At 65.5% G+C, this 25408-nt stretch carries 26 protein-coding genes; 18 read left to right on the top strand and 8 right to left on the bottom strand.

All coding sequences use genetic code 11. The features are described from left to right. Positions 1-84 precede the first annotated feature (84 nt). The 3 genes from JDO7802_RS09720 to JDO7802_RS09710 all read left to right on the top strand — a co-directional run bounded on the left by JDO7802_RS09720 (position 85) and on the right by JDO7802_RS09710 (position 2687). A complete protein-coding gene (locus JDO7802_RS09720; RefSeq protein ID WP_438501641.1) occupies positions 85-1314 on the top strand; it encodes an MFS transporter in 1230 nt (409 codons plus the stop codon). Between the two features lie 32 nt (positions 1315-1346). Then, the gene (gene msrA, locus JDO7802_RS09715; RefSeq protein WP_055085069.1) at positions 1347-1997 is read left to right on the top strand and encodes a peptide-methionine (S)-S-oxide reductase MsrA; all 651 of its coding nucleotides are present in this window, start codon (positions 1347-1349) and stop codon (positions 1995-1997) included. A gap of 90 nt (positions 1998-2087) precedes the next feature. Continuing rightward, the gene (locus JDO7802_RS09710) at positions 2088-2687 is read left to right on the top strand and encodes a DUF2726 domain-containing protein (protein ID WP_055085067.1); all 600 of its coding nucleotides are present in this window, start codon (positions 2088-2090) and stop codon (positions 2685-2687) included. A gap of 54 nt (positions 2688-2741) precedes the next feature. Here the strand turns inward: JDO7802_RS09710 and JDO7802_RS09705 are convergent, their stop codons facing one another. Then, entirely contained in the window at positions 2742-2948 is a 207-nt protein-coding gene (locus JDO7802_RS09705; protein ID WP_055085065.1) for a cold-shock protein, read from the bottom strand. A 195-nt stretch (positions 2949-3143) separates the two neighbouring features. After that, positions 3144-4154 carry a porphobilinogen synthase gene (gene hemB, locus JDO7802_RS09700; protein ID WP_055085063.1) on the bottom strand — a complete coding sequence of 337 codons (1011 nt, stop codon included), beginning with the start codon at positions 4152-4154 and terminating at the stop codon, positions 3144-3146. Positions 4155-4277: 123 nt separating this feature from the next. Here hemB and JDO7802_RS09695 point away from each other — a divergent pair, with 123 nt between their 5' ends. Both JDO7802_RS09695 and mfd read left to right on the top strand, forming a co-directional pair. After that, positions 4278-4805, top strand: coding sequence for a component of SufBCD complex (locus tag JDO7802_RS09695; protein ID WP_187298122.1), 528 nt, complete (start codon positions 4278-4280; stop codon positions 4803-4805). A 50-nt stretch (positions 4806-4855) separates the two neighbouring features. Continuing rightward, a complete protein-coding gene (gene mfd, locus JDO7802_RS09690) occupies positions 4856-8350 on the top strand; it encodes a transcription-repair coupling factor (protein WP_055085061.1) in 3495 nt (1164 codons plus the stop codon). Positions 8351-8354: 4 nt separating this feature from the next. On the opposite strand, the gene JDO7802_RS09685 is transcribed toward mfd, so the two are convergent. From JDO7802_RS09685 to ruvC, 5 genes are all read right to left on the bottom strand, one after another. Then, entirely contained in the window at positions 8355-9581 is a 1227-nt protein-coding gene (locus tag JDO7802_RS09685; protein ID WP_055087190.1) for a multidrug effflux MFS transporter, read from the bottom strand. Positions 9582-9622: 41 nt separating this feature from the next. Further along, positions 9623-10282, bottom strand: coding sequence for a DsbA family oxidoreductase (locus JDO7802_RS09680; protein WP_055085058.1), 660 nt, complete (start codon positions 10280-10282; stop codon positions 9623-9625). Between the two features lie 106 nt (positions 10283-10388). Next, complete coding sequence (gene ruvB / locus JDO7802_RS09675) at positions 10389-11408, bottom strand: Holliday junction branch migration DNA helicase RuvB (protein WP_055085056.1); 1020 nt, start codon at positions 11406-11408, stop codon at positions 10389-10391. A 1-nt stretch (position 11409) separates the two neighbouring features. After that, on the bottom strand, positions 11410-12048 hold the full coding sequence (ruvA, locus tag JDO7802_RS09670; protein WP_055085054.1) for a Holliday junction branch migration protein RuvA: 639 nt from the start codon (positions 12046-12048) through the stop codon (positions 11410-11412). 9 nt (positions 12049-12057) lie between these two features. After that, on the bottom strand, positions 12058-12558 hold the full coding sequence (gene ruvC, locus JDO7802_RS09665; RefSeq protein ID WP_055085053.1) for a crossover junction endodeoxyribonuclease RuvC: 501 nt from the start codon (positions 12556-12558) through the stop codon (positions 12058-12060). Between the two features lie 266 nt (positions 12559-12824). Between ruvC and JDO7802_RS09660 the strand changes: the two genes are divergently transcribed. Next, on the top strand, positions 12825-13016 hold the full coding sequence (locus JDO7802_RS09660) for a DUF1127 domain-containing protein (protein ID WP_055085051.1): 192 nt from the start codon (positions 12825-12827) through the stop codon (positions 13014-13016). A 61-nt stretch (positions 13017-13077) separates the two neighbouring features. On the opposite strand, the gene JDO7802_RS09655 is transcribed toward JDO7802_RS09660, so the two are convergent. Beyond that, positions 13078-13974, bottom strand: coding sequence for a 50S ribosomal protein L11 methyltransferase (locus tag JDO7802_RS09655; RefSeq protein WP_055085049.1), 897 nt, complete (start codon positions 13972-13974; stop codon positions 13078-13080). 129 nt (positions 13975-14103) lie between these two features. Between JDO7802_RS09655 and JDO7802_RS09650 the strand changes: the two genes are divergently transcribed. The 12 genes from JDO7802_RS09650 to JDO7802_RS09595 all read left to right on the top strand — a co-directional run bounded on the left by JDO7802_RS09650 (position 14104) and on the right by JDO7802_RS09595 (position 25262). Continuing rightward, on the top strand, positions 14104-14757 hold the full coding sequence (locus tag JDO7802_RS09650; RefSeq protein WP_055085047.1) for a hypothetical protein: 654 nt from the start codon (positions 14104-14106) through the stop codon (positions 14755-14757). After that, positions 14754-15140 carry a tol-pal system-associated acyl-CoA thioesterase gene (ybgC, locus tag JDO7802_RS09645; RefSeq protein ID WP_055085045.1) on the top strand — a complete coding sequence of 129 codons (387 nt, stop codon included), beginning with the start codon at positions 14754-14756 and terminating at the stop codon, positions 15138-15140. Before JDO7802_RS09650 ends, ybgC begins: the two co-directional genes overlap by 4 nt. Positions 15141-15190: 50 nt before the next feature. Beyond that, a complete protein-coding gene (locus tag JDO7802_RS09640) occupies positions 15191-15898 on the top strand; it encodes a type VI secretion system-associated protein TagO (protein ID WP_055085043.1) in 708 nt (235 codons plus the stop codon). 152 nt (positions 15899-16050) lie between these two features. Next, positions 16051-16749 (top strand): protein TolQ, encoded by a 699-nt coding sequence (gene tolQ / locus JDO7802_RS09635; RefSeq protein WP_055085041.1) that lies wholly within the window; start codon positions 16051-16053, stop codon positions 16747-16749. A 1-nt stretch (position 16750) separates the two neighbouring features. After that, a complete protein-coding gene (gene tolR, locus JDO7802_RS09630) occupies positions 16751-17239 on the top strand; it encodes a protein TolR (protein ID WP_055085039.1) in 489 nt (162 codons plus the stop codon). Then, positions 17240-18433 (top strand): cell envelope integrity protein TolA, encoded by a 1194-nt coding sequence (gene tolA / locus JDO7802_RS09625; protein ID WP_055085036.1) that lies wholly within the window; start codon positions 17240-17242, stop codon positions 18431-18433. Positions 18434-18596: 163 nt separating this feature from the next. Then, positions 18597-19913 carry a Tol-Pal system beta propeller repeat protein TolB gene (gene tolB, locus JDO7802_RS09620; RefSeq protein ID WP_055085034.1) on the top strand — a complete coding sequence of 439 codons (1317 nt, stop codon included), beginning with the start codon at positions 18597-18599 and terminating at the stop codon, positions 19911-19913. 10 nt (positions 19914-19923) lie between these two features. After that, positions 19924-20442, top strand: coding sequence for a peptidoglycan-associated lipoprotein Pal (gene pal / locus JDO7802_RS09615; protein WP_055085032.1), 519 nt, complete (start codon positions 19924-19926; stop codon positions 20440-20442). After that, positions 20442-21284: a tol-pal system protein YbgF gene (gene ybgF / locus JDO7802_RS09610; protein WP_055085030.1), complete on the top strand. Its 843-nt coding sequence runs from the start codon at positions 20442-20444 to the stop codon at positions 21282-21284. The genes pal and ybgF overlap by 1 nt, the downstream gene beginning before the upstream one ends. Further along, the gene (gene tilS, locus JDO7802_RS09605; protein ID WP_055085028.1) at positions 21268-22536 is read left to right on the top strand and encodes a tRNA lysidine(34) synthetase TilS; all 1269 of its coding nucleotides are present in this window, start codon (positions 21268-21270) and stop codon (positions 22534-22536) included. Before ybgF ends, tilS begins: the two co-directional genes overlap by 17 nt. Before the next feature lie 75 nt (positions 22537-22611). Further along, positions 22612-24525, top strand: coding sequence for an ATP-dependent zinc metalloprotease FtsH (gene ftsH, locus JDO7802_RS09600; protein ID WP_055085027.1), 1914 nt, complete (start codon positions 22612-22614; stop codon positions 24523-24525). A gap of 104 nt (positions 24526-24629) precedes the next feature. Further along, positions 24630-25262 (top strand): hypothetical protein, encoded by a 633-nt coding sequence (locus tag JDO7802_RS09595; RefSeq protein WP_144430587.1) that lies wholly within the window; start codon positions 24630-24632, stop codon positions 25260-25262. Positions 25263-25408: the final 146 nt, after the last annotated feature.

Raw genomic sequence — 25408 nt, 5'->3', positions numbered from 1 at the left:
CCCGGGCGGGGTTTTCACATTGGAATTAACGGGCTCCACCCGCGTGTTGGTCTGGACGCTTCGGGACGTCGGCTTTAGGCCTTGATGATGCGCACGTTCCCTCTTGCCGACGCCCATACCCTGCCCCGCTGGCGGCGACCGGATGCGTTGCTGATGCTGTTCGCCTTCATCATGCCGGTGGCGTTCGCCACGTGGTCAGCGCTGCTCAATAATTTCGTGGTCGAAATGGCGGCCTTCGACGGGGCCGACATCGGCACGTTGCACACGGTACGCGAAATTCCCGGCTTCCTTGCCATCGGCGTCATCCTCGTGATCCTTGTGATGCGCGAACAGGTCCTGGCGGTCGTCTCGCTTTTCACGCTGGGGGCGGCGACGGCTTTGACGGCGCAATTTCCCAGCTTCGGCGGCATCCTGGCCATCACCCTGATCTCTTCGATCGGTTTTCACTACTACGAGACGGTAAATCAATCGCTACAGCTGCAATGGCTTCCCAAGGCGCGCGCCCCCGCGATGCTCGGCACCCTTCTGGCCATCGGGTCCGGGGCGACGTTTCTGGCCTACGGCCTGATCGTGCTGACATGGCGGGCCTTCGATCTCAGCTATGACCTGGTCTATTGGATCGCCGGCGGGTTCACGGCGCTGGCCGCGATCTTTGCGCATCTGGCGTATCCGCAGTTCGAGGCACCGCACCCCCAGATCAAGAAGATGATCCTGCGCCGCCGGTACTGGCTTTATTATGTGCTGCAATTCATGTCCGGGGCGCGGCGGCAGATCTTCGTGGTCTTCGCGGGTTTCATGATGGTCGAACGCTACGGCCTCGGCGTGCATCAGGTGACCGCGCTCTACATGGCGACGCTGGCGATCAACATGGCGACCGCCTCGCTGGTCGGGCGGGCCGTCGGGCGCTTTGGTGAACGCACCGCCCTGCTGATCGAATACGGCGGATTGACGTGCGTGTTCATCCTTTATGCCGGGCTTTACGTGTTCGACTGGGGCGTCGGCATCGCCATGGCCCTGTTCGTGACGAACAACGTGTTCTTCGCACTGGCCCTCGCCATCAAGACATACTTCCAGAAGATCGCGGCACCGGGCGACATCGCCCCGACCGCCGCCGTGGCCTTTACCATCAACCATATCGCGGCCGTCTTCCTGCCCGTGGCACTCGGCCTGCTTTGGCTGACGTCGCCGGTCACGGTCTTCGTCGTCGCTGCCCTTCTGGCCGGCACGTCCTTCGGCCTGTCACTGCTCGTGCCGCGCCATCCCCACGAAGGGCACGAGACCATGCTGTCGCGCCCCCTCGCTATCGCAGAGTAACGACCCCATATATTCACCAAAGGAGACCCCACATGATGTTCTTCCAACGCAAGAAATCCGAAATGGTCGCGCAGTCCGAAGCCCTGCCTGGCCGCGATACCCCGATCCCCCTGACGGGCGAGCACCACGTCTTCGGCACCCCCCTATCGAGCGACGTGCCCGACGGTATGGCCGAAGCGATGTTCGGCATGGGCTGTTTCTGGGGGGTGGAGCGGATGTTCTGGCAACTGCCGGGGGTTCATATGACGCTCGTCGGCTACGCTGGCGGGTACACCCCGAACCCAACGTACGATGAGGTCTGCTCGGGTCGGACAGGTCACAACGAGATCGTACGCGTGATCTACGACCCGACGGTGACGTCCTACGAAGACCTGCTGCGCGTCTTCTGGGAAGGCCACGACCCCACGCAGGGCATGCGACAGGGCAACGACGCGGGCACGCAATATCGCTCCGGCATCTACACCTACACGCCCGACCAGAAACAGGCCGCCCTCGCCTCCGAAGCGGCAATGGCCCCTCGCCTGCGCGACGCGGGCCACGGTGCCATCACCACCGAGATCGTCGACGCCCCGCCCTTCTATGCGGCCGAGGATTACCATCAGCAGTATCTGTCGAAGAACCCGAACGGCTACTGCGGCATCGGCGGCACGGGTGTGACCTGCCCGATCGGGGTGGGGGCCTAGGGCAGGCCATACGCCGTCGGATTTTCACCGATCGGCCCGCGTGTCGCCCAAGTCTCATGAGAAAGAAGGTCGGAACCACGAGGATGTGCCGTGCCCGATCTTCTCGATCTTCTGTTTGCGAACCCGATCCTGCTCGTGGCGATCGGCTTGGGCCTCGGTCTGGTTCTGATATCCGTTGCGGTGAGGTCATCTTCGAAGAAACAGCAAGACGATCATGGGCTGCTCACCGGGTGCAATGTAACGACCATCCCTTTGATGAGTGTGGAGCAGGGGCGGGTCTACGACATACTCGCCCCCTATGCCGCGGCCAAGGATCTCAACCTCCATGCCGAGGTCAGCCTGTCGGCGATCTTCAAGGTCGGACATCCGTCCGATAGAAAACGGGCATTCGCCGGGTTTGGCTCAATCCGCCAAAAGCGGCTGGACCTGCTGTTGACCGACCGTAATCATCGACCCGTCTGCGGTGTTGAGTACCATGGAAACGGTCATTGGCGCGGCAACGCCAGACAACGCGATCATGCCAAGCGCACAGCGTTCAACGTCGCTGGACTGCCATTGATCGAGGTTGCCGAAGGCATCGATAGCGGCACCCTTGTCGAAAGGCTCGATACAGCACTCGCCGGGCTCGATCTCCTTAGCAACGAGTCTCCGCGTCGTCGAAAGGGCTCTCCAATCACGAAAGCCGCCTGAAACGAAAAAAGCGCGCCCTTTCGGACGCGCTTCCAGAACTCTTGCGACTGGCGATCAGGCCAGTGTAATGTTCACAGCCGACTCGCGGCCGTCACGGCCGGGCTCGATGTCGAAGTTGACCTTCTGGTTGTCGGCCAGGCCGGTCAGGCCAGCGCGCTCAACAGCGGAGATGTGAACGAAAACATCCTTGGACGCCCCATCGGGAGCGATAAAGCCGAAGCCTTTGGTGGAGTTGAACCATTTAACGGTGCCAGTAGCCATCGTCGATTTCCTTCATAATACTGCCCACGAAATGCGGCAGGTCGGCAAGGTCAGTGCACGATCGAAAGACAGAGCCGTATGGTCAGGGTCGTCGATAGGGATAACGTCGCGAAATCAAGATGCCCCTTTCCGTCCCATTTTGCAAGATGCCGGACGGCTCTGTTGCAAAACGGCGGCACCTTGCCGCAGGGCCCGTCACTCCCAGCCTGCATTGATCCGTTTTGCGGCCTCGGGGGCGAAGTACGTCAGGACGCCGTCGCATCCGGCGCGGCGGAATGCCGTAAGACTTTCCATCATCACCTTCTCGCCGTCGATCCAGCCGTTCGTCGCGGCCGCCTGGATCATCGCGTATTCGCCGGACACCTGATACGCGAACGTCGGCACGCCGAACCGTTCTTTCACGCGGGTGCACAGGTCCAGATACGGCATTCCGGGTTTCACCATCACCATATCAGCCCCTTCCGCCAGATCGCGCGCCACGCAGCGCAGACCTTCCTCGGCATTCATGGGATCGAGTTGATAGGTTTTCTTGTCACCTTTGAGCGCACCTGACGCCCCGACGGCGTCGCGGAACGGGCCATAGTAAGCCGACGCATATTTCGCGGCATAGGACATGATCGTGGTATGGATGTGCCCCGCATCTTCCAGCGCGGCGCGCATCGCACCGATGCGGTTGTCCATCATGTCCGACGGTCCCAAAATATCCGCCCCCGCATCGGCCTGCGCCAACGCCATCTTGACCAGCGCGGCGACCGACTCGTCGTTCACGATTTCGCCGTTGCGCACGATGCCGTCGTGGCCCTGCGCGTTATAGGGGTCGAGCGCGACATCCGTCATCACCGCGATGTCCGGGACCGCGGATTTGATCGCGCGGATCGCCCGGTTCGACAGGTTGTCGGGGTTCCACGCTTCCTCGCAGCCGTCGGTCTTGAGCGCGGCGTCGGTATAGGGAAACAGACAGATCGCGGGAATGCCCAGATCGACCGCCTCCTGCGCGGCCTCCACGATCAGGTCAACGGACCGCCGGATCACGCCGGGCATCGACGGGATTTCTTGCGTAACGCCTTCGCCATCGCAGACGAACACCGGCCAGATCAGGTCGTTCGCCGAAAGCTGATCTTCCCGGACAAGGTTGCGCAGCGCGGGCGTCCGCCGCAGCCGGCGCGGACGGGACGATGGAAACGAAGCGATGGGGGAAGCCGTCATGATGCACCTTTGCGACAGTTGCCCTTCGGTCGCACGGACGGTGGTCGCGTTCAATAGCCGGGCATCTTGCCATTTGCCGGCCTGCGCGCGACACGGGACGCGCGAACAACCGGACGATGCAACTTGGATTTCGATTTCCTGAAACTGGTGACGGAAGCGATCGACCTTCGGTCGTTCTCGAACCTGTGGTTCTGGATCGCGCTGGCCGCTTTGTGGTCGACGACGTCGCATTGGGTCGTGGGGGTGCCGTTCGACATGGTGCGCCGCGCCGCGCGGGGGAACCAGACGTCATTGCAGGACATGCATATTCTGGCCAACATCCAGGCCCGTCGCCTGATTTTCATCGCTGAAGAGACCGGGTTGATCACCACCGCCGCCAGTTTCTTTCTGGTGACCACGCTGTCGCTTCTGGGCTTTCTTTACGACGTCGAATTCGCACAGGCGATCTTGCTGCTGTTCCTTCCCATGGCGCTGGTCGGCTGGGTCACGCTGCGCGCCGCCCGGCGGGTGCCGGGGTTGGAGCCCGAGGATCTTGGCAATCTGCTGTTCCGCACGCGGCGCTGGATTCAGTTGATCGGGATCGTGTCGATCTTCGGGACGTCGATGTGGGGCATGTGGGTGAACCTGAATTCCAGCGTCCTCTACGGCTGACGCGCCGCCGGCACGGTTGACACCGCCTCCCCTGCCGTTACCTGACCAAAATGCCCAACACCGCCGCCCCTGCCGCCCCGACCGCCCTGCCTGCCGGCCATATCCGAGTCGGTGGCGCGCCCGAAGGCTTCGACGCCCGCGTCCTGCTCAAAGAGCTGGAGGCCGGAAAGCCGGTCGTCCACGTCGCGCGCGACGATAAACGGGCCGAGGCGATGGCAGCCGCGCTGCGTGCGCATCAGGGCGGTGTCACCGTCCTGCGGTTCCCGGCCTGGGATGTCCTGCCCTACGACCGATTGTCCCCGGCCGCCGAAGTGTCGGCCACCCGAATGGCGACGCTGACCGCGCTGGCCCACGGCTTCACCGGCAAGTTCATCCTGCTGACGACGTTGGGCGCGCTGACCCAGAAATTACCGCCCCGTGCCGTTCTCAAGGGGGCTGGCTTTTCCGCCCGGCTCAACCAGCGGATCGATGAAGATGCCCTGCGGCACTTTCTGGTGCGTATGGGGTTCACCCAGACGCCGACGGTCATGGAGCCGGGCGATTGGAGCCCGCGTGGCGGCATCATCGACATCTGGCCACCGGGGCAGAAACTGCCGGTGCGTCTGGACCTGTTCGGTGACACGCTCGACGGCCTGCGCCGGTTCGACGCCGTGACGCAGCGGACCACCGATCAACTCGAGATGATTGAACTTGCCCCGGTATCGGAGGTCATTCTGGATGGCCCCGCGATCACCCGGTTCCGGCAGACGTACCGCCTGGAATTCGGCGCCGCGGGAACCGACGATCCGCTTTACGAAAGCATTTCCGCCGGCAAGCGGACGCAAGGCGCGGAGCATTGGCTGCCGTTCTACTACGAAACGCTGGAGACATTGCCCGACTACCTGCCGGACGCGACCTTCGTGCTCGACAATGGCACCCTTGGGCACCACGCCGACCGTTGGGATCAGATCGCCGACATGTACGACAATCGGGCCGAAGCAATGAAGGCCAAGGGACGCGTCGATTCCGTCTATAAGCCCGCACGCCCGGAAACCCTGTATGTGCGCCCCGACGATCTCGACACGGTGCTGGCCCGGACGCGGACGCTGCATCTGTCGCCGCTGCAGACCGCGCCCGGCCCGAACGTCATCGACGCGGGCGGACGCATCGGGCGCAGCTTCGCGCCCGAGCGGCAGTTGGAGAATATCAGCCTGTTCGAGACCCTGGCCGATCACATCGCGGCCAAGCGCGCCGATGGCGGTGTCGTCATCGCTTCCTATTCCGGCGGGGCGCGCGAACGTTTGCAAGGCCTGCTCGACGACCAGGGCGTCACCGGACTGAAGGCTATCAGACGGTTGGAGGAGGTCGCCAAGGGCGAGGTCGGCCTGGCCATCTGGGCGCTGGATCGCGGGTGGGAAGGTCCTGTCGGAAAGGGAAGGCTTACCGTCATCTCCGAGCAGGACGTGCTGGGTGAGCGGCTGATCCGCGGCAAGAAAAAGAAGCGCCGTGCCGAGAATTTCCTGACCGAGGCGCAGGCGCTGTCTGTCGGCGACCTGGTCGTTCACGTGGATCACGGCGTCGGGCGCTTCATCGGGCTGGAGACGGTGACCGCTGCCGGGGCACCGCACGAATGTCTGACGTTGGAATATGCGGGCGGCGACCGCCTGTTCCTGCCGGTCGAAAACATCGAATTGTTGTCGCGTTACGGGCAGGAAGAGGGGCTGCTCGACAAACTGGGCGGCGGCGCGTGGCAGGCCCGCAAGGCCCGCCTGAAGGAACGGATCCGCCAGATCGCCGAACGCCTAATGCGCATCGCCGCCGAACGCGCGCTGCGCAAGGCACCGCAGTTGGAGCCGCCCGCCGACATGTACGAAGGCTTCGCCGCGCGCTTCCCCTACGAGGAGACCGACGATCAGATGCAGGCGATCGAGGATGTCGCCGAAGACCTCGCCTCGGGCAAACCGATGGACCGCCTGATCGTCGGCGACGTCGGCTTCGGCAAGACCGAGGTCGCCATGCGCGCCGCTTTCATCGCGGCAACGGCGGGCAAGCAGGTCGCCGTCATCGCCCCCACCACCCTGCTGGCCCGCCAGCATGCCAAGTCATTCGAGGACCGGTTCCGTGGCCTGCCCATCAACGTCCGCCAGCTGTCCCGCTTCGTCACCACCAAGAACGCCAACGAGACACGCGCCGGCCTGACCGATGGCACCGTCGACATCGCCATCGGCACCCACGCGTTGCTGGCGAAAGCGGTCAAGTTCAAGGACCTGGGCCTTCTCATCATCGACGAGGAGCAGCATTTCGGCGTTACACACAAGGAACGCCTCAAGGAAATGCGCTCCGACGTGCATGTTCTGACTTTGTCGGCCACGCCCATCCCCCGCACGCTGCAAATGTCGCTGACCGGCGTGCGCGACCTGTCGATCATCGGCACGCCCCCCGTCGACCGTCTGGCCATCCGCACCTACGTCTCGGAGTTCGACACGGTGCAGGTCCGCGAGGCACTGCTGCGCGAACACTACCGCGGCGGGCAGAGCTTCGTCGTCGTCCCGCGCATCTCCGACCTGTCGGAGATGGAGGCGTTCCTCCGCGAACAGCTTCCCGAACTCAGCTACGTCATTGCCCACGGGCAACTCGCGGCGGGCGACCTCGACGATAGGATGAACGCCTTTTACGACGGCAAATACGACGTACTGCTGTCCACCACGATCATCGAATCGGGCATCGACATCCCGACGGCCAACACGATGATCGTCTGGCGCGCCGACATGTTCGGCCTCAGTCAACTCTACCAGATCAGGGGGCGCGTCGGCCGTTCCAAGACGCGCGCCTATGCCTTCCTCACCACCAAGCCGCGCGCGAAGCTGACGACGACCGCAGAGCGCCGCCTGAAAGTCCTCGGCTCCATCGACGCGCTCGGCGCGGGCTTCAACATCGCCAGCCAGGACCTCGACCTGCGCGGCGGCGGCAACATCATCGGCGAGGAGCAATCCGGTCAGATGAAGGAGGTCGGATTGGAGTTGTACCAGAGCATGCTGCAAGAGACGATCGACAAGCTGAAGTCCGGCAAGGCCGACCTGCCCGACGCGCTGTCCGACGATTGGTCGCCGCAGATCAACCTCGGCGTGCCGGTCCTCATCCCCGAAGACTACGTGTCGGACCTCGACACCCGCCTGGGCCTCTACCGTCGCCTGTCGGGCTTGGATCGAAAGGTCGAGCTGGAGGGCTTCGCAGCCGAACTCATCGACCGTTTCGGCCCCCTGCCCCGCGACGTGAACGTCCTGCTGCGCATCGTGCGCATCAAGGCGCTGTGCAAGGCCGCCGGCGTCGAGAAGCTGAACGTCGGGGCCAAGGGCGCGACCGTCGAATTCCACGCCAACCGCTTCGCGCGGCCCGAGGGCCTGGTGGATTTCATCAAGTCGAAGAAGGGCGCGGCCAAGATCAAGGGCGACAAACTGGTCGTGATTCAGGATTTCCCGTCCGAGGCCGACCGCATCAAGGGAGCGTTCTCGATCGCCCGCGATCTGGCCGTCCATGCCGGCGTCGCCAAGCAGAAGTCCGACTGACCCGTCAGACCTCGCGCAGTCTGCGCGCGAGGAGCAGGCCGATCCCGGCACACAGCGCCACACCGATAAACAGCGGCACCGGCGTGCCGTCGAACGACAGTCCGATCGGGGCAGCCACGAACACCGCCATAATCGTCGAGACGGCCGAGATGATCGACGAAGCCATGCCCGCAATATGCCCCATCGGCTGCATGGCAAGTGCGTTCAGATTACCAATGCACAGGCCCGCCATGGCAAAGACGCTGACTTGCCAGATCACGAATGCCGGGAACGTCCACGCCGCCGGGATTAGCCCCGCGATCCAGGCCAGGCCCAGGATCACCGACAACCCCATATGCCAGCCAAGTGCGACACGGATCAGGAATGGCATCCCCAATCGCGTGACCAGCGCGGCATTGGCGAAAGACGCGATCCCCGACAGCAGCGCGACCATACCGAACCACAAAGGGAAACTCTCCGCCCGGTCGAAGGTCTGCGCATAGGTCTGCTGAACGCTCGTGATTGTGGCGAACAGCATCCCGAACACCAGGGTCTGCACCGTAATCGCGCGGACGACGTTGCCATTGGCGAACACCTCGGCCGCCGCGGCCCGCAGCTTCGTCAGACGCAGCGGTCGGCGCAGGTCCGCAGGTAACGTCTCGGGCTGGCGGATCAGCAGCCATAGGCTCGACACAGCGGAAAATGCGACGAAGGCCCAGAACACGCCGCGCCACCCGAAGCCCGCGATGATCCACGCCCCGATCAGCGGCGCGATGGCCGGAACCAGCACGAAAATCATCATAACGAGGCTTGCGACCTGCGCCATGCCGCGCCCCGCATACAGGTCACGCACCATCGCCTGTGCCACCACCCGCGGCCCCGAAGCGCCGACCCCCTGAGCCACGCGAAGCAGAAGAAGCGTCTCTAGGCTGGGCGCGACGGTGCAGGCAGCGGCGGCAATCGAATAGATCACCGCGCCGCCGATCATCACCCGCTTGCGCCCAAGCGCGTCCGACAATGGCCCCGCGAATAACGTGCCCAGCCCCATGCCGAAAACGAAGGCCACGATGACCAGTTGCGCGGTGTTGGGCGCGTCGGGGGCCAGCGCGGCACCGATCGCCGGCAAGGCCGGCAACATCGCATCGATGGAAAACGCGATCGTGGCGGATGTCATGGCCATCAGCGCCACGAACTCTGCCTTCGACAGCGCACCGGGCACCCGCGGCGCGGCGCGGGGGGGCTGGGGTGGCATCGGCTCGGGCCGGGGCTGGACGGTCAGGTTGGGCTCGCCGCTCACGCGGTCCCCGCATCCGGCTGCGTGCGCAACTGCTCCACGATCTCTTCGATCACTTGCGCCCACAATTCCGGCGGCTGCGCACCGCGCAGGACGTGCTGGTTCGCTATCACGAAGGTGGGCACGCCGGTGACGCCGCGCGCCCGCGCATGGGCATCGCGGGCGCGCACGTCCTCGCGGTCAGCATCGGACGCGAACAGCCGCTCCAGCATCTGCCGGTCCATTCCGCAGGTCGCTCCGATGTCGGTCAGGGTGGCGATATCGCCGATGTCGCGCCCGGTCTCGAAATACGCCTCGAACAGGGCCTGAACGACATGGGTCTGCTTCTGCTCCAGCCCGGCCCAATGGATCAGACGATGGGCGTCAAGCGTGTTGGGCGTGACCTTGATCGCCTCGAAATCGATCGTCAGCCCGGCGGCCTCTGCCGCGTCCACGACCGGGGCATAGGCGCGGACCGCACCGTCCTTGCCGCCGAATTTCGACTCCAGGTAATCGCGTCGATCCATCCCGCCCTCAGGCATGTCCGGGTTCAATTGGAACGGGTGCCATTCCAGGGTGAACGGCTGGTCGGGATGCTTTTGCAACGCGCGGAAAAGGTTCGCCTTTCCGATATGACACCAGGGACAGATCGGATCGGACAGGATATCAAGCTTGATCATCGCCAGGGCCTCGCGTCGCGGTTTCCGATACTTAAGGGGTCAACCCGAAGGTGGAAAGCCCGCCGGGCGCAGATTTACGGCTGCGCCGGTGCCGATGCCCGAAATTTCAGCCAAAAAGGTCGTCGCGTTTCGGCACATCCAGGCCCAGGTGCGTCCACCCCTTCTGCGCCAGCACGCGGCCCCGCGGGGTGCGCGCGATTAATCCCTGCTGCAGCAGATACGGCTCGATCACCTCTTCCAACGCGTCGCGGCTTTCCGACAGGGCCGCCGCCATCGTTTCGATGCCCACGGGGCCGCCGCCATAGTTTTCGGCCACCAGCCGCAGATACCGACGGTCGGCACCATCCAGCCCAAGATGGTCGACGCCCAACCGCGTCAGCGCACGGTCGGCGATGGCCGACGTGACCGTGCCGTCCCCCTCGACCACGGCGAAATCGACGACCCGGCGCAGCAGGCGACCGGCGATCCGTGGCGTGCCGCGCGCGCGCCGCGCGATTTCCTGCGCACCGTCGTCGGTGGCGGGTGCCCCCATCAGCCGGGCGCCGCGCGTCACGATCTGATGCAGCTCGGGCACGGTATAGAATTCCAGCCGGGTCGGAATGCCGAACCTGTCGCGCAGCGGCGTCGTCAACAAGCCCAGCCGCGTCGTCGCCCCGACCAGGGTAAAAGGCTGCAGGTCGATGCGCACGGTGCGCGCCGCCGGCCCTTCGCCGATCACGAGGTCCAGCGCGAAATCCTCCAGCGCAGGATAAAGGACCTCCTCCACCACCGGGGACAGGCGGTGGATCTCGTCGATGAACAGAACGTCGCGCGCCTCTAGGTTGGTCAGAATCGCGGCGAGGTCGCCAGCCTTGGCCAGCACCGGGCCGGAGGTCATGCGAAACCCCACGCCCAATTCGCGCGCCATGATCTGCGCCAGCGTCGTCTTGCCCAGGCCGGGCGGCCCGTGAAACAGCACGTGGTCCATCGACTGCCCGCGCCTGCGCGCGCTTTCGATGAACACGCCCAGGTTTGCCCGCGCCTCGGCCTGCCCGATGAATTCGCCCAGTGTCTGAGGCCGCAGCGCGCGATCGTCCGAAACCTCGTCCGGCAAGCTTGCGTCCAGCATGGGATCGCGGTCCATCATCTCACTCCCTCGGGGCCAACAGCTTGAGCGCCGCGCGGATCAGGTCGCTTGTCGTGTCCGCGCCGTCCGCCGCTTCGGCCACCGCGCGGGCGGCGTCGGCGGGGGCGTAGCCCAGGTTAGACAGCGCCGACAGGGCCTCTGCGCTGGCCGCGATGGCCTTGGGTTTCGCTACGGCGACCTGCGCGGCCTGCGGCGTGTCGATCAGGGCGTCGTCGGTGCCCCCCTCCATCAGCATCATGGCGGGGGCCTTGCCCTTCAACTCCAACACCACGCGCTGCGCGATCTTGGGGCCGACGCCTGGGGCCGCCTTCACCGCCGCCGCATCGCCCAGCGCGATGGCGCGTCCGACGCCGTCGGCCCCGAGCGTGCCAAGAATGGCCAGCGACCCCTTGGCTCCGATCCCCTGAACGGACGTCAGCAGGCGGTGCCACTCCCTCTCCTGCACGGTCAGAAATCCGAACAATTGCAACAGATCTTCCCGCACCAGAAGTTCGGTCCAAAGGGCGACGGGTGATTTCACCGGCGGCAAGGCCGCCAGCGTGCGGTCGGAGCAATAGACGAGATATCCAACGCCCTGAACATCCAGAAGGACGTGGTCCGACGCCTTGTGGTCCAACCGTCCGGTCAGGCGCCCGATCATGCGCCCGCCTCAGGCACGGGCCACCGCCGCGGCCAACCGCCCCGAGGTCTGAACATGCGCAGCGTGGCACAGCGCGATGGCCAGCGCATCGGCGGCGTCGGGCGAATGCGGGTCGCATCCCGGCAACTGCATCTTCACCATGTGCAGGATCTGGTTCTTATGCGCATGGCCGACGCCGACCACCGCCTTCTTGACCGCGTTGGGGGCATATTCGCCGACGGTCAGACCGGCCTGCGCGGGCACCAGCATCACGACGCCCCGCGCCTGCCCCAGCTTCAGCGTGCCGGCCCCGTCGCGGTTCACGAACGTCTGCTCGACCGCGCAGGCATCGGGTGCCATGGCCGCGAAGACCGCCGACAAAAGCTGATGTAGCGACAACAGGCGATCGCCCATTGCCTTGCCTTCGGGCCGAACGGTGCCGTTGGCGACGTGACGCTGACGCGGGCCGTCCACCTCGATGACGCCCCAGCCGCAATTGCGCAGCCCCGGATCGATTCCCATCACGCGCATCCGTCACCTCTGCCTGCATGGATGTTCTTGTTTTACCCTGCGCTAGCATGCGAAATCCCATGGGGCCAGCCTGATGACCGCCCCGGATCATTTCATCGCGTCGCCAACGGACATGCCGGGGTCGCTTTCGCGCCATGCACAAGGCGCATGGCGGGCATTCCAGCTTGATAATTGTGCAGTTTGCAAACTGCTCCTAAATGCAGCTCATCCGAGGCAGCCAAAAGGGCTGCACCCCCCGTTTGACCTTCAGATATCAGGACCGCTCCATGGCAACCTTCGACGCCTTCACCCCCGCCCGCCCCGCCCCGACGATGGGTGCCTTCTCTAACCTGCTCGGCCGCATCATTGCGTGGAACGAGAATCGCGTGACCGTCAAGATGCTCAAGGGCCTGACCGACCGCGAGCTTTCCGACATCGGGCTGGAGCGTGGCGACATCCATTGCTGGACCGCCCGCTGAACACAGCGACGTTCACTCACGACAAAAACGGGTCGCCCCACCGGGCGGCCCGTTTCGCGTTCTAGCGCCGCGTCAGCGTCAGCGTCGTCCAATCCCCGATCTCGTCCCGGCGGGCCAGCGCCCAACCAGCGGCGTCATAGGCCGCGATCACGTCGTCGGCCTGCGGATTGAGCAGTCCCGACAGGATCGCGTGACCGCCCAAGGCGGCATGTGCCGCCAGATCAGGGGCAAGGTCGATCAACGGACCCATCAGGATGTTGGCGAAGATCAGGTCGTAGGGGGCCAGCGCAACCAGACGCGGGTGGTCGAAACCCGCCGCCTCGACGCATTCGACACGGCCGGCCAGGCCGTTCACATCCAGATTGGCCTGCGCGACCTCCACTGCGACCATGTCGATGTCCGACGCGATGATCGGCGCGTCGGACCACACTTTTGCCGCCGCCATGGCGAGGACGGCCGTCCCCGCGCCGATGTCGGCGACCGGACCGGGTTTCAGACCATCGCCCAGAAGCGCCTCGAACGCCTTCAAACAACCCAGCGTGGTGCCATGATGGCCGGTGCCGAAGGCCATCGCCGCCTCGATCAGCAGGCCGACGCGCCCTTCGGGCAGGCGGTCGGCGTCGTGGCTGCCGTAGACGAAGAACCGCCCCGCCTCCACCGGTTGCAGTTCGCGACGCACATGCGCGACCCAATCGGTCGGCGGTACCTCCGATATCACGAAGGGCCTGGCGTCGAAGGCCGCGGCCAGAAGCGCAAGCTGCGTATCGTCGGGTTCCTCCACGAAATACGCGCCAACCTCCCAAAGCCCCGATCCGTCCTCCATCTCGAAGACGCCGACGCCGTCCGGCTCGATCGTCTCTTCCAGCGCGGTGCCCAGGCCTTCGGCCTGCGCCTTCGTCTTCAGCGTGGTCAAGGCGGTCCAGCTGGCGGGGGTGATGTCGGACGGGGTTTCGGACATGGGGCGTCTCCTGATGCTGGGGGGTGCTTGGCCGCCTGCCGGGGTCGCCGTCAAGGGCGGGGCGGCGCGAACGGACCGACCGCGCGCCCCCCACTGGAATCCAAGCGCCGCCCGTGGCATTGCGCCGCCATGACATCCGATCCCTCCCCGCTTGCCCCCCTGACGCCCGACGCGATCGAGGCGCTGTTCACCCGGGCCGACGGCCAGTTCCTGTTCGCGCGGTGGGGGCGCCCCATCGTGCCGGTCATTTTCGGCGTCACTGACGCAACGGTCAGCGTCTTCAAGGGCGCGATCGAGGCGCTGTGCGTGCTGACGGGCCACAAGATGGCCGAAACCGACCCCGAACTTGGGGCCAACATGATGATCTTCTTCGTCCGCGACTGGGCCGAACTGCTCCAGACGCCGAACCTCGACCGTCTCATCCCGGATTTGGGACCTTTGACGCAAAGGCTGCAGACGGCGGATGCGAACCAATACCGCATCTTCCGGTTTCAGGAGGACGGCGCGATCAAGGCCTGTTTCGCTTTCATCCGCATGGACGCGAATTTGGCCGATGTCCCCGCCGACACGTTGGCGCTCAACCAAATGGTGCAGGCGCTGCTGCTGTGGTCCGATACGGCATTTCAGGACGCGTCCCCCCTTGCCATGGTCGGGGATCGGGCCGTGCTGCGCCCCGACATCGCCGACCTGATGCGCGCCGCCTATGACCCGGTTCTGCCGGCCATGGCGCAGGACGCCAGCCACGCCCTGCGCCTGTTTGCGCGGACGGGCAAATTGCAGTGACGCACCGCTGGCCGATCCGCGTTTACTACGAGGACGTCGATCTGGCGGGCATCGTCTATTACGCGAACTATCTGCGCTTCATCGAAAGGGCCCGGTCCGAAATGGTGCGCGCCGCCGGTGTCGATCAGGTCGCGATGCGCGCCGATGGCACCGTTTTTGCCGTCAGCCGGGTCGAAGCGGATTACCTCAAACCTGCCCGCTACGACGACGAATTGGTCGTCGAGACGGATTTGACGCGGATGACGCCCGCGCGGTTTGAAATGGCGCAGACGGTTCTGCGCGACGACCTCCCGCTGTTTCGCGCGACGGTGACGATCGTGTGTATGGATCTGGCCGGTCGGCCCCGGCGGTTGCCGCCCGTGGTGACCGCGATGGCTCGCTAACCGTTTCTAAACCAGCGCGTGACAGGATGCTCCAAAACAGCGGGTCCTTCATGCGTTTTCCTTTCCGCCTCGTCGCGTTTCTCGGTGCCGCCAGTTCGGGCGCGACAATCGGCTATTCCCTCGCCGATCGCCCCCCCGCGCCTATTGTGCTGACGCAGGCGGACGACGTGGTTCTGCCCGACGTGCCCGTGATACCGGTCGAAACCCCCGTGCCGCGTGCCGATCCCTGGACCTTGCGGCAGGAGGCGGCGGTCTTCGACGATCTGACCAATGTCTATCTGTCGGTGCCCAGCGATGCGCCGCTGGCCTGCGGACCACGTCGACGGGCGTCGCTTCTGTTGCGCTGCCTGGAGGATCGGACCGCCGTCTACATCGCGCACGACTGCGCCACGCCGGCGGGCGACCTGGACGGCTGGAGCGTTGATCTGCGCCTCGACGATCATCCGGTGGAGCAGATGTGGATGCAGGTCGACAGCCGGGGGGAGGCGTTTGGCCTTTGGGACTATCAGCAGGCCCGCGTCTTCATCGAACGCCTGCTGATGTCGGATACGCTGCATCTGCGGTTCGCCGAAGCGGGCGGTCTGATCAGCGAGATGGCATTCCCCGTGTCCGATCTGACCGGTCATGTCGATGTGCTGACCCAGGCGTGCAACTGGTCGGATGTCCCCCCTTGGGAGATCGGACCGCAGCCGTTGGATCGCGCTGAGCCCGAACCAGTGAAGATTGCCGGACAGGTCGGGGCCAGAACGGTTCGGTAGCCGCACCGCGACGCAGCGGGAGCGGCCACAGGTGCACGCAATATTTCGCCCATGTGTCGTTGCACCTACCCAAGTGCCTTTGCGTTTGATACGCTGCGTTCAATCTAACGCGGTCGACAAACGACCCGACACAACCATAACGGGCAGTCCGAATGGAAACCGAAGTTCTGGCAGCCGCCAGCGAGATCGACTTCTCGCTCTGGTCGCTGTTTATCCGCGCGACCTTCATCGTGAAGCTCGTGATGCTCATGCTGTTCGCGGCCTCGATCTGGGTATGGGCGATCCTGTTCCAGAAGGTCGTGCAGTTCCGCCGCGCCCGGTCGCACGCCGCGTCATTCGACCGCGCCTTCTGGTCCGGGGAGCCGCTGGACGAACTTTACGACCAGATCGGTGATCGCCCGAAATCCGCGTCCGAGCGCATCTTCGCGAGCGCGATGCAGGAATGGTCGCGCAGCCACCGCGACGACGGCGGTCTGATCGCGGGCACGCAGTCGCGCATCGACCGCACCATGGACGTCGCCATCTCCAAGGAACGCGACCGCCTGACGTCCGGTTTGACGTTTCTGGCCACCATCGGATCGACCGCGCCGTTCATCGGTCTGTTCGGCACGGTCTGGGGCATCAAGCACGCGTTCGAGCAGATCGCCATCAGCGGCAACACCAATCTTGCTGTCGTGGCCCCCGGCATTGCCGAGGCCCTTCTGGCCACCGGCATCGGCCTGGTCGCGGCGATTCCCGCGGTGGTGTTCTACAACAAGCTGAGCCGCGACTCCGATCGCATCCTGTCGAGTTACGAGTCCTTCGCGGACGAATTCGCCACCATCCTGTCGCGCCAACTGGACGCGGCCTGATATGGGGGCGGGCACGGTATCTTCGGGCGGTGGCGGCGGACGCCGCCGCAGTCGGCGGGGCGGCGGCGGGGCAAAACCGATGTCCGAAATCAATGTCACGCCCTTCGTCGACGTGATGCTTGTGCTGCTGATCATCTTCATGGTCGCGGCCCCCTTGCTGACGGCCGGCGTGCCCATCGAATTGCCCGAAAGCGCCGCCGCCCCGCTGCCACAGGAAAACGAAGAACCGCTGGCCGTGACTATCGCCGCCGATGGCCGCGTGCTGATCGGATCGACGGAGGTGCCACGCGACGAATTGCTGACGCGTCTGCGCGGCATTTCAGCCGAGCGGACGTCGAACAAGGTGTTCCTGCGCGCCGACGGTAACGTGCCCTACGGTGAAATCATGGTCGTGATGGGGGCGCTGAACGCCGGCGGCTTCCGCGACATCGGCCTGGTGACCGAAGCGGGCGGTCCGACGCTCGACGGCGACGCGGCGCAGGGCAACTAGATGGAAAAGCGGACGGCGCTGGCCCTGTCGGGCACGGCCCACGCGGGGGTCATTGTCTGGGCGCTTCTGGCCGGGTTCTTTCGCGACGACACGCCGGAGGAAAGCCTTCAGATCGCGTCAGTCGGCATCGTGTCGAGCGCCGAGTTCGACGCATTGGTGTCGGCCACCCCCGGACCCGCCGCCCCCGCGCCCGAGGCCCCGAACGCACCGGAAGCCCCCGAAACGCCCGACGCGCCGATCCCGACCGAGGAGGCACCGCCCCCCGATCCCGCCCCGCGCCCCGAGACGCCCACCCCGCCCCCGGCAGAGACGACGCCGGATGTGGCCAGCATCGTCGCACCGCCCACGACCGAAGCGGTGACCGACACGCCCGACGCCCCCCCACCGCCCGCAGCGGCCGAGGATGCGCCGGTCGCCACTCGGCCCAGCCCGCGCCCGGCGGACCGCATCGCCCAGATCCCGACGCCCGCCCCACCGCCCCTGGTGGAACAGGCCCCCGTCGTCGAAGCCCCGTCAGAGCCGACAGAGACCCCGGAGCCGGAGCCGGAACCCGTCGAGGAGCCGCCGGAAGAGGCCGCGCCCGAGGAGACCACCACGGCCGAAGTGACCGAAGCGGACGAACCTGCGGCCGCGGAAGAACCGACCGTCGTGACATCGCTGGCCCCCGAAGCCTCCACCCGGCCTGGTCGTCGCCCCGATCGCCCCGCACCTGCGCCGGCGCAAACGGCCGCTGCGGAAACCGACGCCGAGGCCGATCCGGCCCCCGCCCCTGACACCAGCGGGGACGCCGCGCCGACCGAAGCCCCAAGCTTCGACGTGAACGCCGCCCTGGCCGAGGCGAATGCCGGCGGTGGCAGCGCCGCGCGGGAAGGTCCGCAATTGTCCGACGGACAGAAGGAAGGTTTCCGGCTGGCCGTGCAGGCCTGCTGGGATCTGGGCGCGGTTTCGACGAATGTGCTGCGCACGATCGTCGAGGTCCGGTTCGAGATGCGGGAAGACGGCTTCCCGGTGTCGTCCTCCATTCGACTGGAAAGCACGCGCGGCGGCACCGACGCCTCGGCCCTGATCGCGCTGGAGCGTGCGCGTCAGGCCATCATCGGCTGCTCGCGCCAGAATGGCGGATACGACCTGCCACCCGAGAGCTTCGAAGACTGGAAAGACATCATCATCACCTTCGATCCGACGCGTCGGTGACATGACGGAACGGCACGCCCACGCGATCACTCGCTTTTCAACGCGCGGTTTCGCGCCAAAGGTTGAGAAACACGGCCACTCCGGCGATACCGGGGTCAACCGTCGCACAAGAAACAAAGAGGTTCAGGTGACAGAATTGTACAAAGCCCCGCTCCTGCGGCGGATGGCAGCGGCCGCGCTGATGGCCTGCGCCGCACTTGTCGCGCCGATGATCACGCCCGCGCAGGCGCAACTGCGCATCACGATCACCGATCCGACCCTGTCCCCGATGCCCTTTGCGGTGCCGACCTTCGTCGCGCGCAATGCCGCCGCCGCCGACCTGTCCGAGGATATCACCCGCGTCATCTCGGCCGATCTGTCGAACACGGGCCTGTTCCGCGAAGTTCCGAAGGACGCCCATATCGCCCGCGTCGAAAGCTTCGACGCGCCTGTCCAATTCGCCGACTGGAAGGCCGTGAACGTCCAGGCCCTGATCACCGGGTCGGTTCTGGTCGAAGGGGACGGACGCATCGTGGTGCAGTTCCGTCTGTTCGACGTCGTATCCGAGCAGCCGCTGGGCGAAGGCCTGCAATTCGTCGGCACGCAGGAGGGCTGGCGGCGCATGGCGCACAAGGTGGCCGACGCCGCCTATTCGCGCATCACCGGCGAGGGCCCGTATTTCGACAGCCGCGTCGTCTTCGTATCCGAGCAGGGGCCCAAGGACGCGCGTCTCAAACGCCTGGGCGTGATGGATTACGACGGCGCGAATGTGCAATATCTGACATCGTCCGATGCAATCGTTCTAGCACCCCGGTTCAGCCCGGCAGGCGACAAGATCATCTACACGGGCTACGAATCGGGCTTTCCCAAAGTCACCCTGATCGACGTTGCCAGCCTGCAAAAACAGACCGTGGGCGGCGTGGATCAAAACATGAGCTTCGCCCCGCGGTTCAGCCCCGACGGCGGGCGTGTCGTGTATTCGGCGGAAGTCGCGGGCAACACCGACCTCTATCTGCTGGACATCGGATCGGGGGCCACCACGCGCCTGACCACCGCCCCGTCGATCGAAACGGCCCCCAGTTTCAGCCCCGATGGAAGCCGGATCGTCTTCGAAAGCGATCGATCCGGCGCGCCGCAACTCTACATCATGCCCGCTGGGGGTGGCGAAGGTGACAGGATCAGCTTCGGCGAAGGTCGCTACGGCACGCCCGTCTGGTCGCCGCGCAACGACTACATCGCCTTCACCAAGCAGAATGCGGGCCGCTTCCACATCGGCGTCATGCGCACCGACGGGTCCGAGGAGCGCCTGCTGACGGGCGCCTTCCTGGACGAAGGCCCGACGTGGGCCCCGAACGGCCGGGTCGTGATGTTTACCCGCGAAACCGCCGGCGCCGCCGGTGCCCCCGCTCTCTATACGGTCGATATCACCGGCCGGAACCTTCAACGCGCCGCGACCCCCGCGGCGGCATCGGACCCATCCTGGGGTCCGCTTCTTCCCTGAGGTACCTGTTATGAAAACCACAGCCATTCTTTTGATCGCCGCGATGTCCCTGACCGCCTGCGGCAACCGCCTGGGCGGGGCCGGTGCCGAAGGTGCCGTCGATCTGAACGCGGGCGGGGCGAACGCCGGCGGCTTCGTTCCGGGCAGCGCAAACGACCCCGCCTCGGCCGCCTATTTCAAGCAGACCGTGGGCGACCGCGTTCTCTTCGCCGTCGACACCTCCACCCTGACGCCCGAAGGGCAGACCACGCTGGCCGGTCAGGCCCGTTGGCTTGCCTCCAACCCCGGCTATACCGCGCTGGTCGAAGGCCACGCCGACGAGCAGGGGACGCGGGAATACAACCTCGCCCTCGGCGGTCGCCGTGCAAATGCGGCCCGCGATTATCTGATCAGCCAGGGCGTCGCCGCCGATCGCCTGCGCACCATTTCTTACGGTAAGGAACGCCCCCTCCAAGTTTGCTCGACCGAGGCGTGCTACAGCCAGAACCGTCGTGCGGTGACCGTCCTGGCCGCCGGGGCAGGCGTGTGATGCTGCGCGCCGTCACTGTCGCGCTGGCCCTGGCCGTCACGCCCCTGACGGTCTTCGCCCAGCAGGATCAGACGCTGGCCGACATACGCCAACAGCTTGTCGTTCTGCAAAGCGAGATGCAGGGTCTGCGTGGCGAGTTGAACACGACCGGTGCCGCCGGAGGCTCCGGTGGCGGCTCGACCGTGCTGGACCGTGTGAACGCCATCGAAAGCGAATTGCAGCGCATGACGCAGACGACCGAGCGTCTGTCTTTCCGCATAGAAAGCGTCGCCCGCGACGGTGGCGCGCGGATCGAGGATCTGCGGTTCCAGCTTTGTGAACTGACCCCCGATTGCGATCTGGCCGCCCTGCCCCAATCGACCCCCCTGGGCGGTGCGGCGGACGATGGTGCCGTCGTCGGCGGCACCGCCCCGGTGGCCCCCGTCGAAGATGCCACACCGGGCGGCGCGCAACTGGCGGTCGGCGAGCAGGCCGATTTCGACCGCGCCCGCGCGGCCCTCGACGAAGGCAACAACGCCGAAGCCGCACAGCTGTTCGAGCAGTTCAGCACTGCCTATCCAACTGGCCCGCTGTCGACGGATGCGCAGTTCTTCCGCGGTCAGGCCCTGGCTGCCGACAATCAGCACGCCGCCGCCGCGCGCGCCTATCTGGAGGCGTTTTCGGGCACGCCCGAAGGCCCCCGCGCGCCCGCATCGCTGGTCGGGCTGGGCACGGCGCTGGGCAATCTTGGTCAAACCGACGAAGCCTGCCTGACGCTGTCGGAAGTGGCGATCCGCTTTCCGGATTCGCCCGCCGTCGCACAGGCACAATCGGCACAGGCAGGCCTTGGCTGCGTCGGATGATCCGACACCCGAAGCCGCGATCGAACAGCTGTTCCGCGCCCGGTCCGACGACGTCCGGATCGGGCCTGTGGGGGTCGCGGTTTCGGGCGGTGGCGACAGCCTCGCCCTTCTGATCGCAGCGCGGGCTTTCGCCGCCCGGCACGATCTGCCGATTTGGGCTGCCACCGTGGACCACGGTTTGCGCCCCGAAGCGGCGGAGGAGGCACGACAGGTGGCGCAGATCTGCGCCGCGCGCGGCGTGCCACATGATATCCTGACGCTACGACTGCCGGATGGGTCGGGCCTTCAGGCCCGCGCGCGCGCCGCCCGCTATGATGCCCTGGGCAGTTGGGCTAAGTCGCGCGGAATTGCGCGGGTCTTGGTGGGGCATACACGTGACGATGTGGTCGAAAGCCTGGTCATGCGGCTGCGCCGGGGGGTCGGACTGGATGGGTTGGCTGAAATGCCGGACTGGTGGACCGACAGCGACCTGCAAGGCTGGGGTCGCCCGTTTTTGACCCTCAGTCGGACTTGTCTGCACCGCTACGTGGCCGATCATGGTCTGGACCCAATTGCGGATCCGTCGAATGACGATACCCGCTTCGAACGGGTCGAGGTGCGCAAGGCCCTTGCCACGCTGGGTTGGACGGACGGGGCGCTGGCGCGCAGTGCGCGGCACCTGGCGCGGGCCGCCCAATCCATCGACGCGCGACTGGACGCGATCTTCGACGATCACTTCACGCACGAGACGGGCGACCTGCTCATCTCCCGCGGGTCGATAGAGGACCTGGTACGGGCCGAGCCGGACACCCTGCGCCGCCTCGCGATCGCCGCGATCGGCGCGATCGGTGACCGCCCGCCGCCGCGCGAACCCGAACAGACGCGGCTGCTGGACTTCATGCGCGCGCCGCGCGGCGGCGGGATCACTCTGGCCGGGTGCCGCATCGTGGCAAAGCACGACATGATCCGCATCTTCCGCGAATTGGCGGCCTGTCCCCCACGCGTCGCCTTGGGCACGTGGTGGGACAACCGCTGGTACGTCACCGGACCGGACGCGCCGGGCCTTACCATTGGCGCACTCGGCGTGGACATCGACCTGACCCCGTGGAGAGACGGGCCGATCCCACGCGCATCGGCCTTGGCACACCCAGCCGTGCGTTCGGGCGATACGCTGATCGCGGCCCCGACCGTGGGTCTTTCGGGCGACTATACCGTCGATGTGCGCTGCGACCCCCGTGCGGCGTTCCGTCGTCGCGGGCGGTTCTTCAATTGAACCCACGCGCCGCGCACCCTATGTTCTGTCCAAAGACATGGCGCGGAACGACCGCGCCCAGATCGGAGAATTTCCTTGGGTAACGCGCGCAATATCGCCTTCTGGGTGCTGCTATTCGTCCTTGTCATGGCGCTGTTCCAGCTGTTTTCGGGCGGAAACTCGGCCATGTCGGGCCGGGAGGTTCCGTATTCGGACTTCATCAATCAGGTCGAGAACGGGGCCGTGTCCGAAGTGACGCTCGACGGCGAGCAGATCTTCTTCCGCGGATCGGGCGGCACCGAAATGGTGACGATCAAGCCGACCGAAGTGGATGTCACCGATACGCTGTTGGCCAACGATGTCCGCATCTCGGCCGAAAGCCAGCAACAATCGGGCTTCCTGTCCGCGCTGGGATTGTGGCTCCCGTTCCTAGTGCTGATCGGTGTCTGGATCTTCTTCATGAACCGGATGCAGGGTGGCGGCAAAGGCGGGGCGATGGGCTTCGGCAAATCCAAGGCCAAACTGCTGACGCAAAAGGAAGGACGCGTGACCTTCGACGACGTGGCCGGCATCGACGAAGCCAAGGACGACCTGGAAGAAATCGTGGAATTCCTGCGCAACCCGCAGAAATTCTCGCGCTTGGGCGGCAAGATCCCCAAAGGTGCGCTGCTTGTCGGCCCTCCGGGCACCGGTAAGACCCTGCTTGCGCGGGCTGTGGCCGGTGAGGCTGGCGTCCCGTTCTTTACCATCTCAGGCTCCGATTTCGTCGAGATGTTCGTGGGCGTCGGTGCTTCCCGTGTGCGCGACATGTTCGAACAGGCCAAGAAAAACGCGCCCTGTATCGTGTTCATCGACGAGATCGACGCTGTTGGCCGGTCGCGTGGCGTCGGCTATGGCGGCGGCAATGATGAGCGGGAGCAGACGCTGAACCAGCTTCTGGTCGAGATGGACGGCTTCGAGGCGAACGAAGGCATCATCATCGTCGCGGCCACCAACCGCCCCGACGTTCTTGACCCTGCGCTGCTGCGCCCCGGCCGCTTCGACCGTCAGGTTCAGGTACCCAATCCCGACATCAAGGGACGCGAGAAGATCCTCGGCGTCCACGCCAAGAAGGTGCCGCTGGGCGCGGACGTCGACCTGCGCATCATCGCGCGCGGCACGCCCGGTTTTTCCGGGGCGGACCTTGCCAACCTGGTGAACGAATCCGCCTTGGCAGCGGCCCGCATCGGTCGTCGCGTCGTCACGATGGATGATTTCGAGAACGCCAAGGACAAGGTCATGATGGGGGCCGAACGCCGGTCCATGGTCATGACTGAAGACGAGAAGAAGCTGACCGCTTACCACGAGGCCGGTCACGCGGTCGTCGGCCTGAATGTTCCGCAGCACGATCCGATCCACAAGGCGACGATCATCCCGCGCGGCCGTGCCTTGGGTCTGGTTTTGTCCCTGCCGGAACGGGATCGCATTTCGGCAAGTTATCTGTGGTTCACCAGCCGCATCGCCATGGCGATGGGCGGGCGCGTCGCCGAGGAGCTGATCTTCGGTAAGGAGCACATCACCTCCGGGGCCAGCCAGGATATTAAGCAGGCCACGCAAATGGCCCGCGCGATGGTGACGCAATACGGCTATGCCCACGAGGAGCTTGGCTTCGTCGACTATGCCAATGAGCAGCAGTCCTACCTCGGCAACTACGGCGGCGGGGCGAGCCATTCGGCCGACACGCAGCGCAAAATCGACGAGAAGGTCATCGAGATCATCGAGGAAGGCTACCAGACGGCCAAGCGCATCCTGACCGAAAAGGCGGACGCGCTGGAGAACCTGGCCCAAGGCCTTCTGGAGTACGAGACGCTGACCGGTCCCGAGATCACCAAGGTCATCAACGGCGAGGCGCTGACCCGGGGAGACGATGACGACGATGGCGACATCACCGGCGGCAGCAGCCTGACGGCGGTGCCCAAGACCAAGCCGAAGCCGAAGGGTCCGGACCTGACCCCCGAGCCTAGCGCCTGACACGAACACCCCCGGCCCTGCGCCGGGGGTTTTTCGTTGACCGGACTTTTGCGTCGGTCGTGATCGGGCTAGACCGCTTCGACACCTCGCTGTCGGAGATGCCGATGACCCTTCCCGCCGATGCACCGCGCTTGCGCCCCTTTGCCGATGTCTGCGCGACCGCGATCGGCGTCGCGTTTCTTGTGGGTTGGTGGACCGCCGGACCCGTGGCCGAGGGCGGCGCGCTGGACCTCGCGACCGTCGTCGGCCTGATTTTGGTGACAGGCATGATGGTTCTGCGCCTGCCCAGCCTGGCGTTCGGACCGGAATGGCACTTGCCGGTCATCACGCTGCTTCTGGCGCTGCGGGAACTCGATTTCGACAAGCGTTTCATGGAAACCGGTGTTCTCAAGCTGAGACTTTATACGGGCGATGCGCCACTGGCCTCCAAGGCGGTCGGGGCCTGCGTGATCGGACTGATCCTGACGTGTCTCTACCGGCTGATCCGCCACAACGGGCCGGACTTCCGATTGTCGTTGCGCGCGCGGGAGGGATGGGCCGTTGCGATCGGCCTGGGCGTCCTCGCCGGGATCGTTGCCAAGAGCATCGACGGGCTGGGCCGCAAGCTGGCCCCCTTCGGCATCGACCTGTCCGATGCACAGACGATATTCGCCGCCACCGCCCAAGAAACGCTAGAATTCGGATTCGCGGCAGCACTTTTGCTTGCCCTGTTTCTCTGGATCCGCCGGTACGCCTGACCACGGAGAGTTTTCATGCCCGCCCTCAAACCGACGTCCATCGTGAGCAAAGTCCAATGGCTTGGCGTCGTCCCGGCGCGCGATCTGGCCTTGGCGTCGCGCCCGCGGGACAGTCTGAAGCTGACGTTCTCTGGCCCCGAGGGGGA

This window comes from Jannaschia donghaensis (genome assembly GCF_001403795.1).
Taxonomy (GTDB): domain Bacteria; phylum Pseudomonadota; class Alphaproteobacteria; order Rhodobacterales; family Rhodobacteraceae; genus Jannaschia; species Jannaschia donghaensis.
This window is presented reverse-complemented; position numbering and strand designations above follow the sequence as displayed.

What these genes read in the sequence shown, in the direction of transcription:
- JDO7802_RS09720 (WP_438501641.1), top strand. Translation starts at nt 85, where the DNA reads ATGATGCGCACGTTCCCTCTTGCCGACGCCCATACCCTGCCCCGCTGG.
- msrA (WP_055085069.1), top strand. Translation starts at nt 1,347, where the DNA reads ATGATGTTCTTCCAACGCAAGAAATCCGAAATGGTCGCGCAGTCCGAA.
- JDO7802_RS09705 (WP_055085065.1), bottom strand. Translation starts at nt 2,948, where the DNA reads ATGGCTACTGGCACCGTTAAATGGTTCAACTCCACCAAAGGCTTCGGC.
- hemB (WP_055085063.1), bottom strand. Translation starts at nt 4,154, where the DNA reads ATGACGGCTTCCCCCATCGCTTCGTTTCCATCGTCCCGTCCGCGCCGG.
- mfd (WP_055085061.1), top strand. Translation starts at nt 4,856, where the DNA reads ATGCCCAACACCGCCGCCCCTGCCGCCCCGACCGCCCTGCCTGCCGGC.
- JDO7802_RS09685 (WP_055087190.1), bottom strand. Translation starts at nt 9,581, where the DNA reads ATGCCACCCCAGCCCCCCCGCGCCGCGCCGCGGGTGCCCGGTGCGCTG.
- JDO7802_RS09680 (WP_055085058.1), bottom strand. Translation starts at nt 10,282, where the DNA reads ATGATCAAGCTTGATATCCTGTCCGATCCGATCTGTCCCTGGTGTCAT.
- ruvB (WP_055085056.1), bottom strand. Translation starts at nt 11,408, where the DNA reads ATGATGGACCGCGATCCCATGCTGGACGCAAGCTTGCCGGACGAGGTT.
- ruvA (WP_055085054.1), bottom strand. Translation starts at nt 12,048, where the DNA reads ATGATCGGGCGCCTGACCGGACGGTTGGACCACAAGGCGTCGGACCAC.
- ruvC (WP_055085053.1), bottom strand. Translation starts at nt 12,558, where the DNA reads ATGCGCGTGATGGGAATCGATCCGGGGCTGCGCAATTGCGGCTGGGGC.
- JDO7802_RS09660 (WP_055085051.1), top strand. Translation starts at nt 12,825, where the DNA reads ATGGCAACCTTCGACGCCTTCACCCCCGCCCGCCCCGCCCCGACGATG.
- JDO7802_RS09655 (WP_055085049.1), bottom strand. Translation starts at nt 13,974, where the DNA reads ATGTCCGAAACCCCGTCCGACATCACCCCCGCCAGCTGGACCGCCTTG.
- JDO7802_RS09650 (WP_055085047.1), top strand. Translation starts at nt 14,104, where the DNA reads ATGACATCCGATCCCTCCCCGCTTGCCCCCCTGACGCCCGACGCGATC.
- JDO7802_RS09640 (WP_055085043.1), top strand. Translation starts at nt 15,191, where the DNA reads ATGCGTTTTCCTTTCCGCCTCGTCGCGTTTCTCGGTGCCGCCAGTTCG.
- tolQ (WP_055085041.1), top strand. Translation starts at nt 16,051, where the DNA reads ATGGAAACCGAAGTTCTGGCAGCCGCCAGCGAGATCGACTTCTCGCTC.
- tolR (WP_055085039.1), top strand. Translation starts at nt 16,751, where the DNA reads ATGGGGGCGGGCACGGTATCTTCGGGCGGTGGCGGCGGACGCCGCCGC.
- tolA (WP_055085036.1), top strand. Translation starts at nt 17,240, where the DNA reads ATGGAAAAGCGGACGGCGCTGGCCCTGTCGGGCACGGCCCACGCGGGG.
- tolB (WP_055085034.1), top strand. Translation starts at nt 18,597, where the DNA reads ATGGCAGCGGCCGCGCTGATGGCCTGCGCCGCACTTGTCGCGCCGATG.
- pal (WP_055085032.1), top strand. Translation starts at nt 19,924, where the DNA reads ATGAAAACCACAGCCATTCTTTTGATCGCCGCGATGTCCCTGACCGCC.
- ybgF (WP_055085030.1), top strand. Translation starts at nt 20,442, where the DNA reads ATGCTGCGCGCCGTCACTGTCGCGCTGGCCCTGGCCGTCACGCCCCTG.
- JDO7802_RS09595 (WP_144430587.1), top strand. Translation starts at nt 24,630, where the DNA reads ATGACCCTTCCCGCCGATGCACCGCGCTTGCGCCCCTTTGCCGATGTC.